General features: G+C 71.4%; 18 protein-coding genes. 15 read left to right on the top strand and 3 right to left on the bottom strand.

All coding sequences use genetic code 11. The features are described 5' to 3' along the window. Positions 1–9 precede the first annotated feature (9 nt). Complete coding sequence (locus tag OG870_RS12870) at positions 10–1212, top strand: bifunctional adenosylcobinamide kinase/adenosylcobinamide-phosphate guanylyltransferase (RefSeq protein WP_266512953.1); 1203 nt, start codon at positions 10–12, stop codon at positions 1210–1212. Here OG870_RS12870 and OG870_RS12875 read toward each other — a convergent pair. Then, complete coding sequence (locus OG870_RS12875; protein ID WP_266840844.1) at positions 1201–1734, bottom strand: class I SAM-dependent methyltransferase; 534 nt, start codon at positions 1732–1734, stop codon at positions 1201–1203. The genes OG870_RS12870 and OG870_RS12875 overlap by 12 nt on opposite strands. A 137-nt stretch (positions 1735–1871) precedes the next feature. On the opposite strand from OG870_RS12875, the gene cobT reads away from it, so the two are divergent. The 3 genes from cobT to OG870_RS12890 all read left to right on the top strand — a co-directional run bounded on the left by cobT (position 1872) and on the right by OG870_RS12890 (position 5561). After that, positions 1872–2993, top strand: a complete 1122-nt coding sequence (cobT, locus tag OG870_RS12880) for a nicotinate-nucleotide--dimethylbenzimidazole phosphoribosyltransferase (RefSeq protein ID WP_266512958.1) — start codon at positions 1872–1874, stop codon at positions 2991–2993. An 83-nt stretch (positions 2994–3076) separates the two neighbouring features. Continuing rightward, positions 3077–4813 carry a phosphatidylglycerol lysyltransferase domain-containing protein gene (locus OG870_RS12885; protein WP_266840842.1) on the top strand — a complete coding sequence of 579 codons (1737 nt, stop codon included), beginning with the start codon at positions 3077–3079 and terminating at the stop codon, positions 4811–4813. Positions 4814–4823: 10 nt separating this feature from the next. After that, positions 4824–5561 (top strand): hypothetical protein, encoded by a 738-nt coding sequence (locus OG870_RS12890; protein ID WP_266512964.1) that lies wholly within the window; start codon positions 4824–4826, stop codon positions 5559–5561. Here OG870_RS12890 and OG870_RS12895 read toward each other — a convergent pair. After that, a complete protein-coding gene (locus tag OG870_RS12895; RefSeq protein ID WP_266585262.1) occupies positions 5512–6273 on the bottom strand; it encodes a hypothetical protein in 762 nt (253 codons plus the stop codon). The genes OG870_RS12890 and OG870_RS12895 overlap by 50 nt on opposite strands. A gap of 60 nt (positions 6274–6333) precedes the next feature. Here OG870_RS12895 and OG870_RS12900 point away from each other — a divergent pair, with 60 nt between their 5' ends. The 5 genes from OG870_RS12900 to sucB all read left to right on the top strand — a co-directional run bounded on the left by OG870_RS12900 (position 6334) and on the right by sucB (position 13082). Further along, entirely contained in the window at positions 6334–7119 is a 786-nt protein-coding gene (locus OG870_RS12900) for an adenosylcobinamide-GDP ribazoletransferase (protein ID WP_266512970.1), read from the top strand. Between the two features lie 65 nt (positions 7120–7184). Beyond that, positions 7185–7769 carry an RDD family protein gene (locus OG870_RS12905; RefSeq protein ID WP_266923750.1) on the top strand — a complete coding sequence of 195 codons (585 nt, stop codon included), beginning with the start codon at positions 7185–7187 and terminating at the stop codon, positions 7767–7769. 246 nt (positions 7770–8015) lie between these two features. Then, on the top strand, positions 8016–9563 hold the full coding sequence (locus OG870_RS12910; RefSeq protein ID WP_327690874.1) for a leucyl aminopeptidase: 1548 nt from the start codon (positions 8016–8018) through the stop codon (positions 9561–9563). 265 nt (positions 9564–9828) lie between these two features. Next, positions 9829–11217 carry a dihydrolipoyl dehydrogenase gene (gene lpdA, locus OG870_RS12915; protein WP_266512977.1) on the top strand — a complete coding sequence of 463 codons (1389 nt, stop codon included), beginning with the start codon at positions 9829–9831 and terminating at the stop codon, positions 11215–11217. A gap of 56 nt (positions 11218–11273) precedes the next feature. Continuing rightward, a complete protein-coding gene (gene sucB / locus OG870_RS12920) occupies positions 11274–13082 on the top strand; it encodes a 2-oxoglutarate dehydrogenase, E2 component, dihydrolipoamide succinyltransferase (RefSeq protein ID WP_266840833.1) in 1809 nt (602 codons plus the stop codon). A gap of 69 nt (positions 13083–13151) precedes the next feature. Here the strand turns inward: sucB and OG870_RS12925 are convergent, their stop codons facing one another. After that, complete coding sequence (locus OG870_RS12925; protein WP_266840831.1) at positions 13152–13694, bottom strand: hypothetical protein; 543 nt, start codon at positions 13692–13694, stop codon at positions 13152–13154. Between OG870_RS12925 and OG870_RS12930 the strand changes: the two genes are divergently transcribed. From OG870_RS12930 to OG870_RS12955, 6 genes are all read left to right on the top strand, one after another. Further along, on the top strand, positions 13693–13878 hold the full coding sequence (locus tag OG870_RS12930; protein WP_266512985.1) for a hypothetical protein: 186 nt from the start codon (positions 13693–13695) through the stop codon (positions 13876–13878). The genes OG870_RS12925 and OG870_RS12930 overlap by 2 nt on opposite strands. A 267-nt stretch (positions 13879–14145) precedes the next feature. Beyond that, positions 14146–14769: a GntR family transcriptional regulator gene (locus tag OG870_RS12935; protein WP_266512988.1), complete on the top strand. Its 624-nt coding sequence runs from the start codon at positions 14146–14148 to the stop codon at positions 14767–14769. 296 nt (positions 14770–15065) lie between these two features. Continuing rightward, the gene (gene aceE / locus OG870_RS12940) at positions 15066–17768 is read left to right on the top strand and encodes a pyruvate dehydrogenase (acetyl-transferring), homodimeric type (protein WP_266840829.1); all 2703 of its coding nucleotides are present in this window, start codon (positions 15066–15068) and stop codon (positions 17766–17768) included. Between the two features lie 168 nt (positions 17769–17936). After that, positions 17937–18851: a hypothetical protein gene (locus OG870_RS12945; RefSeq protein ID WP_266840828.1), complete on the top strand. Its 915-nt coding sequence runs from the start codon at positions 17937–17939 to the stop codon at positions 18849–18851. Between the two features lie 75 nt (positions 18852–18926). Further along, positions 18927–19901: a helix-turn-helix transcriptional regulator gene (locus OG870_RS12950; RefSeq protein ID WP_266840826.1), complete on the top strand. Its 975-nt coding sequence runs from the start codon at positions 18927–18929 to the stop codon at positions 19899–19901. A gap of 56 nt (positions 19902–19957) precedes the next feature. Then, positions 19958–20476, top strand: coding sequence for a DUF4240 domain-containing protein (locus tag OG870_RS12955; protein ID WP_266520208.1), 519 nt, complete (start codon positions 19958–19960; stop codon positions 20474–20476). Positions 20477–20530 lie beyond the last annotated feature (54 nt).

Below are 20530 nucleotides of genomic sequence, written 5' to 3' on the forward strand. Positions count from 1 at the left end.
AATCGCATCGTGGAAGTGACTCTGCTCGGCACCGGTGCCCCCGCGGGCCTGCCCCGCCCCGACTGTCCCTGTGCCGCCTGTGCGGTCGCGCTCGGCGCCGACGCACGGGCGGCGACCGCCGTGCTCGTGGACGGGACCCTGCTGCTCGACCTGACCCCGGGCGCGGCGTTCGCGGCCGCGCGGGCCGGGCAGTCGCTGGGCGGCGTACGGCAGGTGCTGCTGTCGCACCCGCACGACGGGCCGGCCGTCGAGGTGCCCGCGGGGCTGCCGCAGCCCGGGCGGGTGCCCGACGGGCGGGAGTTGGCGCTGCTGACGGGACATCGGGTGCGGGCGGTGGCGATGGACGGGCCGGGCACCGGCTACGCGGTGACCGGGCCCACCGGGCAGCGGCTGCTGTACCTGCCGCCGGGTGGCGCGCCTGCCGGGTTGGAGAACGGGTCGGCGGAGTCGTACGACATGGTGCTCGCCGATGTCGTGGGGCGGCCGGACGCGCTGGCGAAGTTGCGGGCGGTGGGGGCGCTGGGGCCGACCACCGACGTCGTCGCCGTGCACCTCGACCATGACGTGCCGCCCGGTGCCGAGGTGCGGCGGCGGCTCGCCGCGGCGGGCGCGCGGGCCGTGCCGGACGGCACGACGCTGACCGTCGGGGTGTACGAGAACGTGCCCGATGTGCCGCGGCGGACGCTGGTCCTCGGCGGCGCCCGGTCCGGGAAGTCGGTGGAGGCCGAGCGGCGCCTGGAGGCCTTCCCCGAGGTGCTGTACGTGGCGACGGGCGGCTCCCGCAGCGGGGACACGGAATGGGCCTCGCGGGTAGCCGTTCACCGGGAGCGCCGGCCGGGGTCCTGGCGGACCGCCGAGACCTGCGACCTGGTGCCGTTGCTCCAGGGCGACGGGCCGCCGCTGCTCGTCGACTGTCTGTCCCTGTGGCTGACGGACGCGATGGACTCCGTCGGGGCGTGGGACGACGCGGTGTGGGCGGACGGCGGTGAGCGTGCGCTGCGCGAGCGGGTGCGGGAGCTGACGGCGGCGGTGCGGGCGACCCGGCGGACCGTGGTGGCCGTTTCGAACGAGGTGGGGTCGGGGATCGTCCCGGCCACCGCGTCGGGGCGGCGGTACCGGGACGAGCTGGGGCGGCTGAACGCGGCGTTCGCCGGGGAGTGCGAGCAGGTGGTGCTCGTGGTGGCGGGACAGGCCCTGGTGCTACGCGGCTGACGCCGTTCGGCGGGCGATGATCCGGCATGTGTACGGGAGCCGGTCCAGGACATGACGGCTCGTCGCCACGATCGCGCAGCCCTGGGACTCCAGTTGCCCGCGCAGGTCGTACGCGTCGGGCGGGGGCGCCTCCACGAGGAGCAGGCCGCCGGGGCGCAGCAGCATGAGGGCGGCGCGGAGTTCGGCGGCGGGGTCCGGGGCGGGTGAGCGGCTCTCCAGGAGCGTGACGACGTCGTAGCGGGCGCGCAGGATCGTCGTGATGTGAGGATCCGTCACATGCCCCGCGTACGCCTCCTCGACGCGCTCCGCGTGACGGGCGTACGCCACGCGCGGGGTCGGGTCGAGGCCGTCGATGGAGGTGTAGGGGAAGAGTCGTCGCGCCGTCTCGGGGAAGTGGGCGTCGCCCGTGCCCACGTCCAGCCAGCTCTCCGGTTCGGGCAGCAGCCGCAGGATCGCCCGGGCCGTCGAGCGGTGGCGTCTTTGCCGGTCGAGGACACTGACGCGGGTGCGCAGGCTGATCATGGCGGCTCCCGAAGACGTACGACAATCCGCTGCAAAACGGAACGTATGGGATCCAGTTCTTGGGAGCAACGACGTCACGCGCGCGTGGTGCCCATGTGGCGCTGTCACGTTCGATCGGTGCCGGTACTGTTCGGCGAATGAGCTCGCTTAATCTCGACGACTTCACCGATCTGATCGAGCGCCCCGACGGCGGGGTGCGCCGCGACGCCGAGGAGCGCCGGGAGCGTCAGATCGTGCCTCCCGGGTCGCTGGGCCGCCTCGACGACCTGGGCGAGTGGCTGTCAGCGGCGCAGTCCGCGGTGCCGGTACGGCCGATCGAACGACCGCGGGTCATTCTGTTCGCCGGTGACCACTCAGTCGCCGAACTCGGCGTCTCGGCGCGGCCCGCGGGCACCGCGGACGCCCTGGTGCGGGAGGTCCTGGAGGGCGGCCGTCCGGTGTCGGTGCTGGCCCGGCGCCTCGGCGTGCCGGTGCGCGTCGTCGACATGGCGCTGGACTGCGATCCCGAGACGCTGCCCGACGAGGTCGTACGCCACCGGGTGCGGCGCGGCAGCGGGCGGATCGACCACGAGGACGCGCTGACGGCCGAGGAGGCGGAGGCCGCGTTCCGTGCCGGGGTCGCGGTGGCCGACGAGGAGGCCGACTCCGGTACGGATCTGGTGGTGCTCGGCGATGTGAGCGTCGGCGGGACGACACCGGCCGGCGTGCTGATCGCCGCGCTGTGCGGGACCGACGCGTCCGTCGTCACCGGGCGGGGCGGGCTCGCCATCGACGACCTGGCGTGGATGCGCAAGTGCGCGGCGATCCGGGACGCGCTCAGGCGGGCCCGGCCGGTGCTGGGCGACCAACTGCAACTGCTGGCGGCCGTGGGCGGGGCCGATCTCACCGCGATGACGGGCTTCCTGCTGCAGAGCGCGGTGCGCAAGATGCCGGTGATCCTGGACGGGGTCGTGGCGGCCGCCTGTGCGCTGGTGGCGCAGCGGGTCGCGTTCCGGGCACCGGACTGGTGGCTGGCCGCGCACGACAGCGGGGAGCCGGGCCAGGCGAAGGCGCTGGACCGGATGGCGCTGGAGCCGCTGCTGTCGCACGGGGTGACCGTGGGCGAGGGCGCGGGGGCGCTGCTGGCGCTGCCGCTGGTGCAGGCCGCGGCGGCGCTGGCGGCGGAACTGCCGGAGAAGCCGCAGGTGGCCGAGGTGGCTGAGGTGTCCGAGGAATCCGAGAAGAAGGATGAGGAGACCGAGGCGGAGGAGATCGAGTAGGCCGGAGAACCGGCCGAAAGTCGACCGGCCTCAGACCAAAGATGGTCAGGTTCACCGAGGCATCGCCCATATGATCCTCATCCATGGGAGATGCCCGAAATGCCTCGCGGCGAGCCGCCGCCTTCGCCGTCTGGTACTTGCGGGCCGTCGCGTTCGTCAATTTCCTCAGTGCCGTCTGGGTCTCTCTGGGGCAGGACGTGCGACGGCACAACCAGGAGAACTTCTTCACCCCGTACCTGCTGACCGCGGGCTTCGCCTCCGGGGTGTTCACGGCGTTCCTCGCCATCACCATGCGGCGCCGCAAGCGCGCCGCGTGGATCCTCAACCTCGCCCTGGCGGGCCCGTTCCTCGCGCTGTTCTCCTTCGCCATGGCGTTCCCGGAGATCCGGCAGTACGTGCAGAACTGGATCTCGCTGGCCCTCACCGCGGCCTTCGTCGCCGCCCTGCTGGTAGGGCGGCGGGAGTTCTACGCCAAGGGCGACCGCTCGAACCCGAAGCTCGCCGCCGCCGTCGCGGTGGGCGGCACGCTGGTCGCCTCGCTGCTGGCGGCGCTGCTGGTGACGGTCACCAACGAGGCGGCGGACGCCTCCCGTTCGACGTTCCTTGAGCGCTGGCGCTACGGCACCTTCCGCCTCGTCTCCATCGCCGTCGACGAGTCCCACTTCCCCGGCGTCGACGCGCCGAACTGGATCAACGTCGCCATCAACGTACTCAGCACGGTCCTCGTCCTCGCCGTCTTCTACGCGGCCTTCCGGTCCCGGCGCGCCGTCGACCCGCTCACCGAGGACGACGAGAAGCGGCTGCGGGAGCTGCTGGAGCGGCAGGGCGAGCGGGACTCGCTCGGGTACTTCTCGCTGCGCCGGGAGAAGAGCGTCGTGTGGTCGCCGACCGGCAAGGCGGCCGTCGCGTACCGGGTCGTCGGGGGCGTCTCGCTGGCGTCCGGTGATCCCATCGGCGACCCGGAGGCCTGGCCCGGCGCGATCGAGCCGTGGCTGGCCGAGGCGCGGGCGCACGGGTGGATCCCCGCCGTGATGGGGGCGAGCGAGGAGGCCGGGACCGTGTACGCGCGCCACGGTCTGGACGCGCTGGAGCTCGGCGACGAGGCCCTGGTGGAGGTCGCCGAGTTCACCCTGGAGGGGCGTGCCATGCGGACGGTGCGGCAGGCCTACAACCGGGTGAAGCGGGCCGGGTACACCGTGCGCGTCCGGCGGCACGAGGACATCCCCGACGACGAGATGACGTACCTGCTGAAGCGGGCGGACGACTGGCGGGACGGGGCCACCGAGCGTGGGTTCAGCATGGCGCTCGGGCGGCTCGGGGATCCGGACGACGGGCAGTGCGTGATGCTCGAATGCACGGACGGCGAGGGCGAGTTGAGGGCGCTGCTGTCCTTCGTGCCCTGGGGGCCGCACGGGCTCTCCCTCGACCTGATGCGACGTGACCGCGACTCCGACAACGGGCTGATGGAGTTCATGGTGCTCGAACTCCTGCGCCGCGCCCAGGAGATCCAGGTCAGGCAGGTCTCGCTCAACTTCGCCATGTTCCGTTCCGTCTTCGAACGTGGGGCGCGGATCGGTGCCGGGCCGGTGCTGCGGCTGTGGCGCTCGCTGCTCAGCTTCTTCTCGCGCTGGTGGCAGATCGAGTCGCTGTACCGCGCCAACGCCAAGTACCGGCCCATCTGGGAGCCGCGGTTCCTGCTCTTCGAGAAGAGCGCGGACCTGCCGCGCATCGGTATCGCGTCGGCTCGCGCGGAAGGGTTTCTGGAGGCGCCGGGGCTGCCGAAGTGGCTGCACCGCAAGCACCTCGAAACGCACAGGTGAGGACCGCCGGATGAACAGGCTCGCCCGCTGGGCCCGCGCCGAATGGGGACTCCTGTACCGCACGGTGCGTGACCCGCTGGTCGAGCGGCGCCGGCGGGCGATCCCGATGACGCTCGGGGCGGTGGCGCTGACGACGGTCGTGCAGATCGTGCAGAACCAGTCGTGGGGTTATCAGTTCGTGCAGGACATCGGGGCCGTGCGCGCCGAGGACCCGCTGTGGCTGGCGTTGGTCCGCACTCCCCTCTCGCTGTTCGTCCCGGCGCTGGACCTCCCGGTCTGGGGCGCACTCGCGCAGATCCTCTTCGTCTTCGGCATCGCGGAGATCTGCATCGGCCGGTGGCGCACGCTGGTCATCGCCTACGCCGCCACCCTCGCCGGAACGCTGTACGCCCGCCTGGGCATCCGGCTCGGCTTCGACAGTCCGCTGGGCCTGCCCGCCTCGGACGCCTGGGTCGTGGACACCGGCCCATCAGCGGCCGTGGTGGGGCTCGCCGTCTTCCTCGGCTGGCGCTACGGCGCCCGCGTCACGGCCGGTGCGGTGATCGCGGCGATGGCGATCGAGGTGCTGCTGAAGGGAAACCTCGCCGGCAAGGAACACCTGGCGGCGATCGGGACAGTGGTGCTCCTGTGCGCCATCTCGACCCTGCGCCACCGCCACCGCCACCGCCGCGGTCCGGGGTCCCGGCGCTCCGGAGGCCTCACCGGCCCAGGGCGCGGCTCGGTTCGGGGTCGGGTTTTCCGCCGATGAGGTCCTGGAACCTGCGGCGGGGGCCGGCCCAGCGGCGGTCGTGGTGGTAGGCGCGCAGGGTGGACTTGGCCCGGGCGCGGGGGCGGCGGCGGTAGAAGCGCCTGGCCCAGGGTGAGCCGGGACGGGCGAGGCGTACGGCGCCGATCAGACCGATGAGCGGGATGATCACGCTGAAGATCGCCATCCTGGCCTTGCCCTTGCTCAGGACGGCCAGCGCGAACAGGAAGTTGATCACCACCGTCGAGATCACGCTGCCCCGGTCCTGCAGCTCCCCCTGGCTCATGTCGTTGACGCCGAACGGCGAGAAGCCCGCGAGCATCAGCCCGACCAGGGCCGCCGTCAGCACGACGACCTCGACGCTCTTGCGGCCCTGCTCGCTCCAGTAGACGTCGTCGAGGTGCAGGATCAGCGCGAACTCGTCCAGGACCAGACCCGCGCCCATGCCGAAGACCACCGCGAAGGCGGCCGCACCGAACCCGTGCCGGCTGCTGGCGACCGCCCCGAAGCCGCCGAGGACGGTGAGCACGACGCCGGGCACGACATGGTGGATGTGGAGCCCGCCCGCCTTGACGTTGCCGAAGGGGCCCTTGCCCGCCCGGATGAGACGGACGATCGTCCGGGTGATCAGGAACGTCAGCACGAACGCGGTGAGGGCGAGCAGCAACGGCAGCTTGCCGGGCTCGATGATGTTCCGCTGCAGCCAATGTCCCATATGCGCACTTTATCCACGGCCGCCGCAGCTCTCCTGACAACCGCCGGGTAACCTGCGCCGGTGCTCAAGACCCCCTGGCCGGACGGCCTCCGTTTCGCCTTCGGCACCCTCACCGTGCTGCCCGTACCGGTGACCCGCTGGGACCGGGACGCCGCACGCGGCGGCATGCTCTGCGCCCCGCTGTCCGGCCTGGTCGTGGGCGGCTGCGCGGCCCTGATCGGCGTACTGCTGCTGGCGCTGGGCGCGGGCCCGCTGCTCGCCGCCGTCGCGACCGCCGCCGTACCCGCCGTCCTCACCCGTGGTCTGCACCTCGACGGGCTCGCGGACACCGCGGACGGGCTCGGCAGCGGCAAGCCCGCCGAGGACGCGCTGCGGATCATGAAGCAGTCGGACATCGGGCCGTTCGGGGTGATCACGCTCGTCCTGGTGCTGCTGGCGCAGGTGGCCGCGCTGGCTCAGGCGTACGGCGACTCGTGGGGGCGGGGTGCGCTCGCCGCCGTCGTCTCGGCGACCGCCGCCCGGCTCGCGCTCACCCTGGCCGCGCGGGCGGGCGTGCCGGCCGCCCGGCCCGAGGGGCTGGGGGCGGCGGTCGCGGGCGTGGTGCCGGTACGGGCGGCGGTGGTCGCGGCGGTCGTGGTGACCGGGGCGGCCGCCGCCGGGGGTGCGCTGCTCGGGACGTACGACATGGTCCGTACGGCGGCGGCGGTCCTCGTCTCCCTCGCCGTCGCCGAACTCCTGCTCCGCCACTGCACACGCCGCTTCGGCGGGGTCACCGGCGATGTGTTCGGGGGGCTGGCGGAGACCGCGGCGACGGTTTCGCTCCTGGTGTTGTCACTGGGGCAGTAGTCTTTTCGGCCGTACGGACAAGGGATCTTGATCGGGGGACGTTCGTGCCGAAACTTCGTCGTGCCATGGCCTGGTTCATCGACTTCGCGCTGGTGCTCACACTGGCCGCCGGGCTGGCCGTGCTGACCTTCCACCGCATCTCCGCGCTCGTCACCGACGTACCCGAACTCGCCACCCGCGGCGGCTTCGACCTGGTGACCTCGCGCGGCGACGTCATCGGAGCCTCGGAGAACCTCGGCCTTTCGCTGTGGGGCAAGGTGGTGCTCCAGGTCGAGGAGGCCTTCGGGGCGCTGATCGTGGCGACGTTCCTGTACCAGTGGGGCTGCCTCGCCCTCGCCGGGCGGACCGTCGGCAAGGGACTGCTCGGGCTGAAGGTCACGCCGAGCGCTCCTCGCCGTGCCGCGGTGCGTGCCGCCGTCACCACGGCCGCGGACATCGCCGTGTACGCCGTCGCCTGCATCCTGCTGGTCGAGGGCCACTTCGTGCTGTCGGTCCTCGTGTGGACGCTGGCCGTCGCGGTCTTCTTCCTCAACGCGCTGCCGGTCTTCTCGCCCACCCGCCGCTCCCTCGCCGACCGCTTGGCAGGCACGGCGGTGACCGGCTTCGGGATCACCGGGCCCGGCACCACACCCCCGGTTCGTCCTTTCTAGTTCTTGAGGCCGTACCGCTTTTGGTTCCTGAGGCCGTACCGCTCGTGTACCCGGTCGTCTGACTCGAAGTCGGCCGGGACTGAGGAACGGGCGCACGCGCGTAGGCTCAACCGGAGTGTTCGCCGCACCGGGGAAGGCCCCGCTGAGACCGCGCCCTCAGGTCAGATCTAGGGTCGGCTGTCGGGCCCGGTCGACCCACACAGATCGACCACAGGAACTTCACATCGGAAGCGAGAATTCACCACCGTGACTGCTCTCACTCTCAGCACCGCCGCGGCGCCCGGTCTTCGGGCCGATGCGATCGTGATCGGTGTGGCCAAGGGCACCGGCTCCACATCTGGGGACCTGGTCGTGGCGCCCGGCGCCGAGGCCGTGGACAAGGCCTACGACGGCAAGCTCGCCGGCGTCCTGGAGACACTCGGTGCCTCCGGCGCCGAGGGCGAGGTGACCAAGCTGCCCGCGCCCTCCGGCTTCAAGGCCCCTGTCGTGGTGGCGGTGGGCCTGGGCTCGCAGCCCGAAAAGGACGCGAACGGGGCGGCCTTCGACGCCGAGGTCCTGCGCAAGGCGGCGGGCGCAGCCGCCCGCACCCTCGTCGGCGCCAAGAAGGCCGCCTTCGCGCTGCCGGTCCTGGACGCCTCCGCCATCGGCGCGATCGGCGAGGGCGTGCTGCTCGGCGCGTACTCCTTCGACGCCTACAAGGACAACGGCAAGAACGAGAAGGCCAAGAACGGCAAGGCCCCGCTCGCCGAGGCCACCCTCCTCGGCGGCAAGCCCCGCGACAAGGAGCACAAGGCGGCCGTCGAGCGCGCCACCGCCGTCGCCGAGGAGCTCAACCGCGCCCGCGACCTGATCAACACCCCGCCGAACGACCTCGACCCGGAGGCGTTCGCCGCCGTCGCGCAGGCCGCGGCCAAGGAGCACGGCATCAAGGTGCAGGTGCTCGACGAGAAGGCACTGGAGAAGGGCGGCTACGGCGGCATCCTCGGTGTCGGCGCGGGTTCCGCCGCCGGTCCGCGGCTGGTGAAGCTGTCGTACACCTCCTCCAAGGCGAAGAAGCACCTCGCGCTCGTCGGCAAGGGCATCACCTACGACTCGGGCGGCATCTCGCTGAAGCCGGCGGGCCACAACGAGACGATGAAGTGCGACATGAGCGGCGCGGCCGCCGTGTTCGCGGCCGTCGTCGCCGCCGCGCGGCTCGGCCTTGAGGTCAACATCACCGGCTGGCTGGCGCTGGCCGAGAACATGCCGTCGGGCTCCGCGACCCGGCCCGGTGACGTGCTGCGCATGTACAGCGGCAAGACGGTCGAGGTCCTCAACACGGACGCCGAGGGCCGACTGGTGCTCGCGGACGCGCTGTGGGCCGCCTCCCAGGAGAAGCCGGACGCCATCGTCGACGTCGCGACGCTCACCGGCGCGATGATGCTGGCGCTGGGCAGCCGGACGTTCGGGATCATGGCGAACGACGACGCGTTCCGCTCGGCGGTGCACGAGGCCGCCGAGGAGGTCGGCGAGCCGGCCTGGCCGATGCCGCTGCCGGAGCACCTGCGCAAGGGGATGGACTCCCCCACCGCCGACATCGCGAACATGGGTGAGCGGATGGGCGGCGGCCTGGTCGCCGGTCTGTTCCTGCGCGAGTTCGTGGGCGAGGGCATCACCTGGGCACACCTGGACATCGCGGGCCCGGCCTTCAACGAGGGCGGACCCTTCGGATACACCCCCAAGGGCGGTACGGGTACGGCGGTACGCACGCTGGTGCGGCTGGCGGAGCTGACCGCGGCGGGCGACCTGGGCTGACGTCACGTCGGGTGAGGGGGCTCCGCGCGCGGGTAGGGCTGAGCCCCCTCTTCCGTGCGCGCTCAGCCGGACGTGTCCACGCGCGCTCAGCCGAACGTGGGACGTCTCACACACGGGCCCGGCGTCTCGTTCGCCCCCGACAAGTGCGAAGATGGGGCTCGGCAGGACAGGGCCCCCACCACAGGGCCGAAGAAAGAGCGGCCGGACACCAGCCGCCGACCGGTCACTGCTGACCGGCGTGGCGCACATGCATGGAGGACGTGACGTGGCGAACGACGCCAGCACCGTTTTCGACCTAGTGATCCTCGGCGGTGGTAGTGGCGGTTACGCCGCGGCGCTGCGCGGGGCCCAGCTGGGCCTGGACGTCGCCCTGATCGAGAAGGACAAGGTCGGCGGTACCTGCCTGCACCGGGGGTGCATCCCCACCAAGGCCCTGCTGCACGCGGGCGAGATCGCCGACCAGGCCCGCGAGAGCGAGCAGTTCGGTGTGAAGGCCACCTTCGAGGGCATCGACGTACCCGCCGTCCACAAGTACAAGGACGGTGTCATCTCCGGCCTGTACAAGGGCCTGCAGGGTCTCATCGCGTCCCGCAAGGTGACGTACATCGAGGGTGAGGGCCGCCTGTCGTCCCCGACCTCCGTCGACGTGAACGGCCGGCGCGTCCAGGGCCGTCACGTCCTGCTGGCGACCGGCTCCGTGCCGAAGTCGCTGCCGGGCCTGGAGATCGACGGCAACCGCATCATCTCCTCGGACCACGCGCTCGTCCTGGACCGCGTCCCGAAGTCGGCGATCGTCCTCGGCGGCGGCGTCATCGGCGTCGAGTTCGCCTCCGCCTGGAAGTCCTTCGGCACGGACGTCACGGTCATCGAGGGCCTCAAGCACCTCGTCCCGGTCGAGGACGAGAACTCCTCCAAGCTTCTTGAGCGCGCCTTCCGCAAGCGCGGCATCAAGTTCAACCTGGGCACCTTCTTCTCGAAGGCCGAGTACACCGCCGACGGCGTCAAGGTCACCCTGGCCGACGGCAAGGAGTTCGAGGCCGAGTACCTGCTGGTCGCGGTGGGCCGCGGGCCCGTCTCGGCCGGTCTGGGCTACGAGGAGCAGGGCGTCGCCATCGACCGCGGCTACGTCCTGGTCGACGAGTACATGCGCACCAACGTGCCCACCATCTCCGCCGTCGGCGACCTCGTCCCGACCCTCCAGCTCGCGCATGTCGGCTTCGCCGAGGGCATCCTGGTGGCGGAGCGTCTGGCCGGTCTGAAGACCGTCCCGATCGACTACGACGGCGTGCCCCGGGTGACGTACTGCCACCCCGAGGTCGCCTCCGTGGGCATCACCGAGGCCAAGGCCAAGGAGATCTACGGTGCGGACAAGGTCGTCGCTCTGAAGTACAGCCTCGCGGGCAACGGCAAGAGCAAGATCCTCAACACCTCGGGCGAGATCAAGCTCGTCCAGGTCAAGGACGGTGCCGTGGTCGGCGTCCACATGGTCGGCGACCGCATGGGCGAGCAGGTCGGCGAAGCCCAGCTGATCTACAACTGGGAGGCGCTGCCCGCCGAGGTCGCGCAGCTCATCCACGCCCACCCGACGCAGAACGAGGCGATGGGCGAGGCTCACCTGGCTCTGGCCGGCAAGCCCCTCCACGCGCACGACTGACCCTCGGTCGAAGAACGCGACGACACAGACTTCCGCACTAAGGAGCAACCGAAACCATGGCGGTTTCCGTAACCCTTCCGGCGCTCGGCGAGAGCGTCACCGAGGGCACTGTCACTCGCTGGCTGAAGGCCGAGGGCGAGCGCGTCGAGGCCGACGAGCCGTTGCTCGAGGTCTCGACCGACAAGGTCGACACCGAGATCCCCTCGCCCGCCGCCGGTGTCCTGGCGTCCATCAAGGTCGCCGAGGACGAGACCGTTGAGGTCGGCGCCGAGCTGGCCGTCATCGACGACGGCACGGGCGCGCCCGCCGCCGCCCCGGCCCCTGCTGCCGAGCCCGAGCCCGCCGCGGCTCCCGAGCCCGCCCCGCAGGCCGCTGCCCCGTCCACCGAGCAGGAGGCTCCGGCCCCTGCTCCCACCGCCGAGGCCGCCACCGGCGCCGGTTCCGCCGAGGGCACGGACGTCGTCCTGCCCGCGCTCGGCGAGTCCGTCACCGAGGGCACCGTCACCCGCTGGCTGAAGGAGGTCGGCGAGGAGGTAGCGGAGGACGAGCCCCTGCTCGAGGTCTCCACGGACAAGGTCGACACCGAGATCCCGGCGCCGGTCGCCGGTGTCCTGCTGGAGATCGTGGTCGGCGAGGACGAGACCGCCGAGGTCGGCGCCAAGCTCGCCGTCATCGGCGCGCCCGGTGCCGCTCCGGCGGCTGCCCCGGCCCCCGCCGCCCCGGCCCCGGCGCCCGCCGCCGCCGCCCCGGCAGCTCCGGCTCCGGCAGCTCCGGCGCCCGCTCCGGCCGCCCCGGCCCCGCAGGCCCCGACGGCTCCGGCCCCGCAGCAGGTCACGACCCCGGCTCCCGAGCCGGTTCCGTCCGCTCCGGCTCCGGCGCCCGCCCCCGTCACCCCGGCTCCGGCTCCGGCTCCGGCTGCGACCGCCGGTGACGACGGCGCCTACGTCACCCCGCTGGTGCGCAAGCTCGCCGCCGAGAACGGCGTCGACCTGGCCGTCGTCAAGGGCACCGGCGTCGGCGGCCGTATCCGCAAGCAGGACGTCATCGCCGCCGCCGAGGCCGCGAAGGCCGCCGCCGCTGCTCCGGCACCCGCTGCCGCCGCCGCGCCGGCCGCCAAGAAGGCGCCGACGCTGGAGGCCTCCCCCCTCCGTGGCCAGACCGTCAAGATGCCGCGCATCCGCAAGGTCATCGGCGACAACATGGTCAAGGCGCTGCACGAGCAGGCGCAGCTGTCGTCGGTCGTCGAGGTCGACGTCACCCGCCTGATGAAGCTCCGCGGCAGGGCGAAGGACTCCTTCGCGGCCCGCGAGGGCGTCAAGCTCTCCCCGATGCCGTTCTTCGTGAAGGCGGCGGCCCAGGCGCTGAAGGCCCACCCGGTCATCAACGCCAAGATCAACGAGGCCGAGGGCACGATCACCTACTTCGACACCGAGAGCGTCGGTATCGCGGTGGACTCCGAGAAGGGCCTGATGACCCCGGTCATCAAGCACGCGGGCGACCTCAACATCGCCGGTATCGCGAAGGCCACGGCGGAGCTGGCGGGCAAGGTCCGCGCCAACAAGATCACGCCCGACGAGCTGTCCGGCGCGACCTTCACCATCTCCAACACCGGTTCGCGCGGTGCGCTCTTCGACACGATCATCGTGCCGCCGGGCCAGGTCGCGATCCTCGGCATCGGTGCCACGGTCAAGCGCCCGGCGGTCATCGAGACCGAGGAGGGCACGGTCATCGGCGTCCGCGACATGACCTACCTGACCCTCTCCTACGACCACCGTCTGGTGGACGGCGCCGACGCGGCCCGTTACCTGACCGCGGTCAAGGCGATCCTGGAGGCGGGCGAGTTCGAGGTCGAGCTCGGCCTGTAACCCCTCAGGGCCTGCCGTACGACGACGCCCCCGTCCGGAGTTCTCCGGGCGGGGGCGTCGTGTTCGCCGCTACGGCCGCAACGTCCCGTCGGACCAGCCGAACAGCGTCGCCGCCCACACGTTCGGGATGTCCAGGTGGGGCGCGTACGTCAGGTGCCGGGTCCGGTAGGCGTGCAGGACGTCGTATGTGGCGTCGAGGCAGTCCCGGGAGGTGAGGTCGCCGGTCTTCCGGTCGAAGCCGACGAGGAAGCCACGGCTCTCGACGGTGCGGATCATGGCCCTGGCCGAGTTCACGTCACTGGTCGAGGACGAGGTGCAGCGGTAACGGCTGTACGGGTGCGTCGACCTGCCCGGGTAGTGGGTGTCATGCGACATGTCGCTGAGCATGCGGGCGTACGACCCCTGCGCGTGCCAGGCGCCGATGTAGCCGCCGGGCGGTGTGTACAGCTTGTTCGTGGGGTTCTCGACGGCACCGTAGACCCACTGGCCGGTGCCCGTGATCCGGAAGCCCCAGCCGACGTGCCCGAACTTCTGCGCACCGTCCGGCTTGACGAAGACGCAGGCTCCGCCGGGCCCGGAGGGCTGCTCGGCGCTCACGGCAGAACCCGCCATGCCCTGGATCTCCGTACCGCCGCTCGCGGACGCCTCGGTGGTCGCCGCCTTCGTGGGCGCGTCCGATGCCGCCGTGGGCGTCGGCCGGCACCCCGCCACGCCGATCACCGTGCCCACGACCGCCGCCGCGACCGTCCAGCCCAGCCTGGTGCGCCGTTCCCTGCTGTTCATGCCGTCCCCCTGACGTTCCAGAAGTTCCCCGCACAGGAACTCCTTGCCGACCGCGACGGCAGGGGCGGCCCGGGGGTTCTCGCCGTGACACGGCGGTGACGACTCCGGGCCGGGCCCGGTACGGGTCTTTACAGGCCGCGGCCCTCTGAGGAGCGTGTAAGTCTCGTCTCACCTGCACGAGAGCGCCCCCGTGCGCCTCTCCCGGAGGCGCCCGCGGCCTTATTGTCTAAACGTCAAACGCCCGAGGGGCCGATGGGCGGCCCCTCCCTAAGGAGCCCTCATGACCGCGCCCGTCGTCCACTCGCTGCGCGAGCAGATCCGCGAGCACATCGTGGAGGGGATCGTCAGCGGGCGCTGGAAGCCGGGCGAGCGGATCGTGGAGCGGCGGATCGCGACCGAGCTGGAGGTCAGCCAGACACCAGTGCGGGAGGCGCTGCGCGAGCTGGAGTCCCTGCGGCTGATCGAGTCGGCGCCGAACAAGGGCGTGCGGGTACGGAACCTGACGGCGGCCGACCTGGAGGAGAGCTACCCGGTCAGGGCCGGCCTGGAGGCGATCGCGGCGGAGCTGGCGGCGGAGAGGCTCGCACAGGACTGCTCGGCCCTGGAACCGCACGTCGCCGCCCTCTACGAGGCCGACCGCAACGCCGACGGCACGGGCCAGGTGCGGCACACGGTCGCCTTCCACCGCGAACTGGTGCGCGCGGCCGGCAACTCGGTCCTGCTGCACACCTGGGAGGGGCTGGGCATCGAGGTGTTCACGGCGCTGTCGATCCGCTGGCTGGGGACGGTGCAGCAGTCGTACGCGGAGGAGCACGAGGAGCTGGTGGCGGCGTTCCGTCGCCGGGATCCGCGGATCGCGGAGATGGTGAAGGCACATGTGCTCGGGTGCGCGCCGCGGGCGTGAACCTTGAGCGTGCCAGCGCTCAAACGCGCCTCCGACCTGCGGAAACCCTTGAAAATCGCGGCACCCGGTGCCTGCCTCAAAGGCACGCCGTGCCTACTTTCTCGTGATCAAGAGATTTTGCCCGGGAACCTTTGATCGATCATCGATCAGGGAGTTACAGTCACCGACGGGCCACGCGGCGAAAGCCGCACGGTGTTACAGCACCACGAGCCTCACGCCCTGTCCTGCCAAAGACAAAGGGCACCCCCGAACCCTTGCCGATGAGGGAACCCCCTTCGACTGAGGAAGGCGGCGACATGACCGACCCCCACGCCATCCAGCCGAGCGAGCTCGACCAGCTCCCCGACCGGGACCCCGAGGAGACCGCCGAATGGCAGGCCTCCCTGGACGCGGTCGCCAAGGCGGCTGGCCCGCACCGTGCCGCGTACCTGATGCGCCGCACGCTGGAGCGCGCGGAGGGCAACGGCATCGCGCTGCCCAAGCTGCTCGAGACCGACTACGTCAACACCATCCCGACCGCCACCGAGCCGGGCGTCCCCGGTGACGAGGCGATGGAGTCCCGTATCACCGCGTGGAACCGCTGGAACGCGGCCGCGATGGTCACCCGGGGCGCCAAGCACGGCGTCGGCGGCCACATCGCCACCTTCGCCTCCGCGGCCTGGCTGTACGAGACGGGCTTCAACCACTTCTTCAAGGGCAAGGAGGCCGACGGCTCGGGCGACCAGCTCTACATCCAGGGCCACGCCTCCCCCGGCATCTACGCCCGCGCCTTCCTCGACGGCCGGCTGACCGAGCAGCAGCTCGACAACTTCCGCCAGGAGGCCGGCGGCAACGGCCTCCCGTCGTACCCGCACCCGCGGCGCCTGCCCTGGCTGTGGGAGTTCCCGACGGTGAGCATGGGCCTCGGCCCCCTCTCCGCCATCTACCAGGCCCGCTTCAACCGGTATCTGACCGCGCGCGGCATCAAGGACGTCTCGGACTCGCACGTCTGGGCCTTCCTCGGCGACGGCGAGATGGACGAGCCGGAGTCCACGGCGGCACTCGCCCTGGCCTCCCGCGAGGGCCTGGACAACCTGACCTTCGTCATCAACTGCAATCTGCAGCGCCTCGACGGCCCGGTCCGCGCGAACTTCAAGATCGTGCAGGAGCTGGAGGCCCAGTTCCGCGGCGCCGGCTGGAACGTCGTCAAGACGCTGTGGGGTACGGCCTGGGACGAGCTGTTCCAGCTGGACACCACCGGCGCGCTCGTACGCCGCCTGCGCGAGGTACCCGACGCCCAGGTACAGACGTACCAGACGCGCGACGCGGCATACATCCGCGCGGACTTCTTCGGCAAGGACCCGGCGCTCGTCGAGATGGCGAAGCTGCTGAGCGACGACAAGATCCTTGAGTGCTTCCACCTCTCCCGCGGCGGCCACGAGGCCCGCAAGGTGTACGCGGCCTACAAGTCGGCCCTGGACCACAAGGGCGGTCCGACCGTCATCCTGGCCCAGACCGTCAAGGGCTTCACCCTCGGTGAGGGCTTCGCGTCGAAGAACGCCAACCACCAGATGAAGAAGCTGACGGTGGACGAGTTCAAGACGATGCGTGACCTTCTCGAACTCCCGATCTCGGACGCGCAGTTCACCGACGGGCAGGTGCCCTACGGCCACCCGGGCGCCGACTCCCCCGAGGTCCGCTACCTCCAGGAGCGCCGCGCGGCGCTCGGCGGTCCGGCCCCGGCCCGCCGTGTCCACGCGCTCGCCCCGCTGCCCACCCCGGCGGAGAAGGCCTTCGCCTCCTTCGACCAGGGCTCCGGCACCCAGAACGTGGCGACGACCATGGCCTTCGTCCGCCTGATCAAGGACCTGGTCCGCGACAAGGAGACCGGGAAGCGCTGGGTGCCGATCGTCCCCGACGAGGCGCGCACCTTCGGCATGGAGTCGCTGTTCCCGTCCCTCGGGATCTACTCCCCCAAGGGCCAGACGTACGAGCCGGTCGACCGCGATCAGCTGATGTACTACAAGGAGGCCAAGAACGGCCAGATCCTCAACGAGGGGATCACCGAGGCCGGTTCGATGGCCGACTTCATCGCCGCGTCCACCGCGTACTCCACGCACGGCGAAGCGATGATCCCGTTCTACATCTTCTACTCGATGTTCGGCTGGCAGCGCACGGCCGACCAGATGTGGCAGCTCGGCGACCAGCTCGGCCGCGGCTTCCTCGTCGGCGCCACGGCCGGCCGTACGACGCTGACGGGCGAGGGCCTGCAGCACGCCGACGGTCACTCGCCGGTGATCGCGGCGACCAACCCGGCGGCGCTGTCGTACGACCCGGCGTTCGCGTACGAGGTGGCGGCGATCGTCAAGGACGGTCTGCGCCGTATGTACGGCGAGGCGGCCCCGGGTGAGGACCAGAACGTCTTCTACTACCTGACCGTCTACAACGAGCCGATGCCGCAGCCGGCGAAGCCGTCCGCACCCGGCATCGACGAAGGCATCGTCAAGGGCCTGTACCGCTTCAACACGGCCGAGTCGGCGGGGCTCTCCCCGGTGGCCAACGCGCCGCGCATCCAGCTGCTCGGCTCCGGCACGGCGATCCACTGGGCCCTCAAGGCGCAGCGGCTGCTCGCCGAGGAGTGGGGCGTGGCCGCGGACGTCTGGTCGGCGACCTCCTGGACGGAGCTGCGCCGCGACGCGCTGGCCGCCGACGCGGCCCTGCTCCAGGGCGAGGAGCGGGTCCCGTACGTCCGCCAGGCGCTGCACGGCGCGGAGGGCCCGGTACTCGCGGTCTCCGACTACATGCGCCAGGTTCCGGACCAGATCGCGCAGTGGGTGGACCAGGACTACTCGTCGCTCGGCGCGGACGGTTTCGGCCTCTCGGACACCCGCGAGGCGGCCCGCCGCCACTTCGGCGTCGACGCCGAGTCGATCGTCGTGGCGGCGCTGGCCCAGCTCGCTCGGCGAGGCGAGGTCAAGGCGACGGCGGTGAAGGAAGCGCGGGAGAAGTACGGGCTGTAGGCAAGCCGTTGCGGCGGACAGGAGGACGTGTACGCCTCCCTGTCCGCCGCTTGCGTTTTTCAGCCAGTTCCCCCTGGTTCTGCCGACGCGTCCGGGTTGGGCGGTCTGGTGGACATGTTCCGCCTCCAGTACCTTGTGCTGATTCCTGAGGAAAAGGTGGTGGGGGCCTTGACCGAAGAGCAGCCGCACACGCCCCGGGTGATGACCCGGTTGCAACTGGACAACGCGGCCCGGCACGTCCTGAGGACGGCCGGGGAGGCGCAGGCGGTGGTGCGGGGTGAGTACGGAACAGAGGACATCGAGGGGGTCCTCACCGAGTTGCTCCTGGACTTCGCGGCGCTGACGGGCCGCCCCGACCTGCGCTGGCCCGCCGTCCAGACGCCCGACAAGGCGGAGGAGCTGATCCGGCTCGTGACGGAGGCGGCTGTCTTCGTCCGGGCACACAACTGGCACGCGTCCGACCTGCAAGCGATCCTGCACGGGGTGGGGGCACAGCAGGAGGGGCCCCATGCCGGTGAACGCCTCGTGACGGAGTTCCTGGACGGGCTGGGCACGCTCACACTGGCCAGGTCCGACGACGGCGCCGACTGGGAGTTCCGGTTGCTCAAGGAGGCGGCAGCCGGGGACGAAACACTGACGACGACCGTGAAAGTGGCGCGCTACCTCGTGCACCCGTCGTTTCTGATGCTCTTCGGGGACACCACGGAGCTGCTCGGGGAAGCCGTCTACGCGACGAACGTCGCCCGATTCACCGAGTGCGTGGCCGGCATCGAGGCGCTCACCACTGAAACCCCTCCTTTTGACCGGGAGCCGGAGCCCGACTCGCCGGAACTCCACGATCTGCTCGGGAAGCTCGGCGAGGGGCCGCCGGATGAGCCGGATGCCCCCACCCCCGTCGACGATTCACCCTCGCGCCCGCCCGGTGCCCCAGGGGAGAAAGTGGACATACTGCCGGACGACGAGACGTCGTCCGTCCGTGGCCCGGAACCGGACGACCCTGGCCCAGAACCAGACGTTCCCGGCGCGGGCTCACTCAGGGTCCGCCGCCCTCGGCCGGACGACGGATGGTCCCCGACTCTGTAGGGACTGCCGGTGGCCTGCACCGCCGGGCGTCGCCCTCGGCCCGGCTCTGTCAGTGGCCCCCTGCATCATGTCCGTATGCGCGCTGCCCGCCTCATCAAGATGGTGCTGCTCCTCCAGGGCCGGCCCTCCATGTCCGCCGCCGAGCTGGCGCGGGAGCTGGAGGTGTCCGAGCGGACGGTGACGCGGGATGCCCAGGCGTTGTCGGAGGCGGGCGTTCCGGTGTACGCGGACCGTGGCCGGGCGGGCGGCTACCGCCTCATCGGCGGGTACCGCACCCGGCTGACCGGGCTGGCGCGGAGTGAGGCCGAGGCGCTGTTCCTGTCCGGCGTCCCGGCGGCGCTGCGGGAAATGGGTCTGGAGGACGCGGCCTCCGCCGCCCGGCTGAAGGTGTCCGCGGCCCTGCTCCCCTCCCTCCAGGACGCTTCCCGCGCGGCGGCACAGCGCTTCCATCTGGACGCCCCGAACTGGTTCACCGAACCGAGGACACCCCCGCTGCTGCCCGCCGTCGCCGACGCGGTGTGGGACGACCGCCGGATCACCGCGCGCTACCGGAGCCGGGAGACCGAGGTGGAGCGGGTGCTGGAGCCGTACGGGCTCGTACTCAAGGCGGGCGTCTGGTATGTGTGCGCGCGGGTCACCGAGGGCGGTTCCTTCCGGGTGTACCGGATCGACCGGTTCACGGCGGCGGAGGCCGGCGGGGAACGGTTCGAGCGGGACGAGGAGTTCGATCTGCCCGCCTTCTGGCAGGAGCGGGCGGCGCAGTTCGCGCGCTCGATCCTGCGGGCCGAGGTCGTGGTGCGGGTCTCCGCCGACGGGGCGCGAAGGCTTCCGTACGCCGTCGATCCCGCCGCCGCCCGGGAGGCACTCGCCGAAGCGGGCGCCCCGGACGAGGAGGGCCGGCTGACGGTGACGCTCCCCGTGGAGTCGGAGCAGGTCGCCCACGCGCAGCTCGCGGGGCTCGGCCCGGAGGTGGAGGTGCTGGCTCCGCCAAGCCTGCGGGCGCGTTTCGCCGATGACGCGATACGACTGGGTCGTCTGTACGGGACATAACAATCCGCCGCACTCCACGTGCGCCCCACCCTCCCAGGGCCGATGCTGTACCCGTGATGGACGAGACGGAGTTCTGGGAGCTGGTGGACGCCACCCGCGAGGCCGCCGAGGGCGACCCCGAGGAGCAGGCCGACCTGCTCGTGGACCGGCTGCTCCAGCTGGACCCGGACATGGTCCTCGACTTCGCCCGTCACTTCGAGGCCCGTTACAACCGCGCCTACCGGTGGGACCTGTGGGGCGCCGCATGGGTCCTGCTCGACGGGGCGAGCGATGACGCGTTCGACTTCTTCCGCTGCTGGCTGATCGGGCAGGGGCGGGAGGTGTACGAGGGGGCCGTGCACCACCCCGACGCACTGGCCGAACTGCTGGACGACTTCGACGAGGAGATCGACGGGGACGGGGAGGAACTGGGCTACGCGGCCGACGAGGCCTACGAGCAGCTCACCGGGACCGTCGCCCCCGACCTAGGGATCCCGCCCGCGGCCTCCGAACCGGAGGGTGCGTCGCTGGACTTCGAGAACGAGCAGGTGCTGGCGCAGCGCTATCCGAAGCTGTGGGAACGCTTCAGGGACTGACGTTCACGATTTCACGGACTTCACAGACTTCACAGACTTCACGACTTCATCACT

This window comes from Streptomyces sp. NBC_00461, assembly GCF_036013935.1.
GTDB lineage: Bacteria > Actinomycetota > Actinomycetes > Streptomycetales > Streptomycetaceae > Streptomyces.

What these genes read in the sequence shown, in the direction of transcription:
- OG870_RS12875 (WP_266840844.1), bottom strand. Translation starts at nt 1,734, where the DNA reads ATGATCAGCCTGCGCACCCGCGTCAGTGTCCTCGACCGGCAAAGACGC.
- cobT (WP_266512958.1), top strand. Translation starts at nt 1,872, where the DNA reads ATGAGCTCGCTTAATCTCGACGACTTCACCGATCTGATCGAGCGCCCC.
- OG870_RS12885 (WP_266840842.1), top strand. Translation starts at nt 3,077, where the DNA reads ATGGGAGATGCCCGAAATGCCTCGCGGCGAGCCGCCGCCTTCGCCGTC.
- OG870_RS12890 (WP_266512964.1), top strand. Translation starts at nt 4,824, where the DNA reads ATGAACAGGCTCGCCCGCTGGGCCCGCGCCGAATGGGGACTCCTGTAC.
- OG870_RS12895 (WP_266585262.1), bottom strand. Translation starts at nt 6,273, where the DNA reads ATGGGACATTGGCTGCAGCGGAACATCATCGAGCCCGGCAAGCTGCCG.
- OG870_RS12905 (WP_266923750.1), top strand. Translation starts at nt 7,185, where the DNA reads ATGGCCTGGTTCATCGACTTCGCGCTGGTGCTCACACTGGCCGCCGGG.
- sucB (WP_266840833.1), top strand. Translation starts at nt 11,274, where the DNA reads ATGGCGGTTTCCGTAACCCTTCCGGCGCTCGGCGAGAGCGTCACCGAG.
- OG870_RS12930 (WP_266512985.1), top strand. Translation starts at nt 13,693, where the DNA reads ATGCCCTGGATCTCCGTACCGCCGCTCGCGGACGCCTCGGTGGTCGCC.
- OG870_RS12925 (WP_266840831.1), bottom strand. Translation starts at nt 13,694, where the DNA reads ATGGCGGGTTCTGCCGTGAGCGCCGAGCAGCCCTCCGGGCCCGGCGGA.
- OG870_RS12935 (WP_266512988.1), top strand. Translation starts at nt 14,146, where the DNA reads ATGACCGCGCCCGTCGTCCACTCGCTGCGCGAGCAGATCCGCGAGCAC.
- aceE (WP_266840829.1), top strand. Translation starts at nt 15,066, where the DNA reads ATGACCGACCCCCACGCCATCCAGCCGAGCGAGCTCGACCAGCTCCCC.
- OG870_RS12950 (WP_266840826.1), top strand. Translation starts at nt 18,927, where the DNA reads ATGCGCGCTGCCCGCCTCATCAAGATGGTGCTGCTCCTCCAGGGCCGG.
- OG870_RS12955 (WP_266520208.1), top strand. Translation starts at nt 19,958, where the DNA reads ATGGACGAGACGGAGTTCTGGGAGCTGGTGGACGCCACCCGCGAGGCC.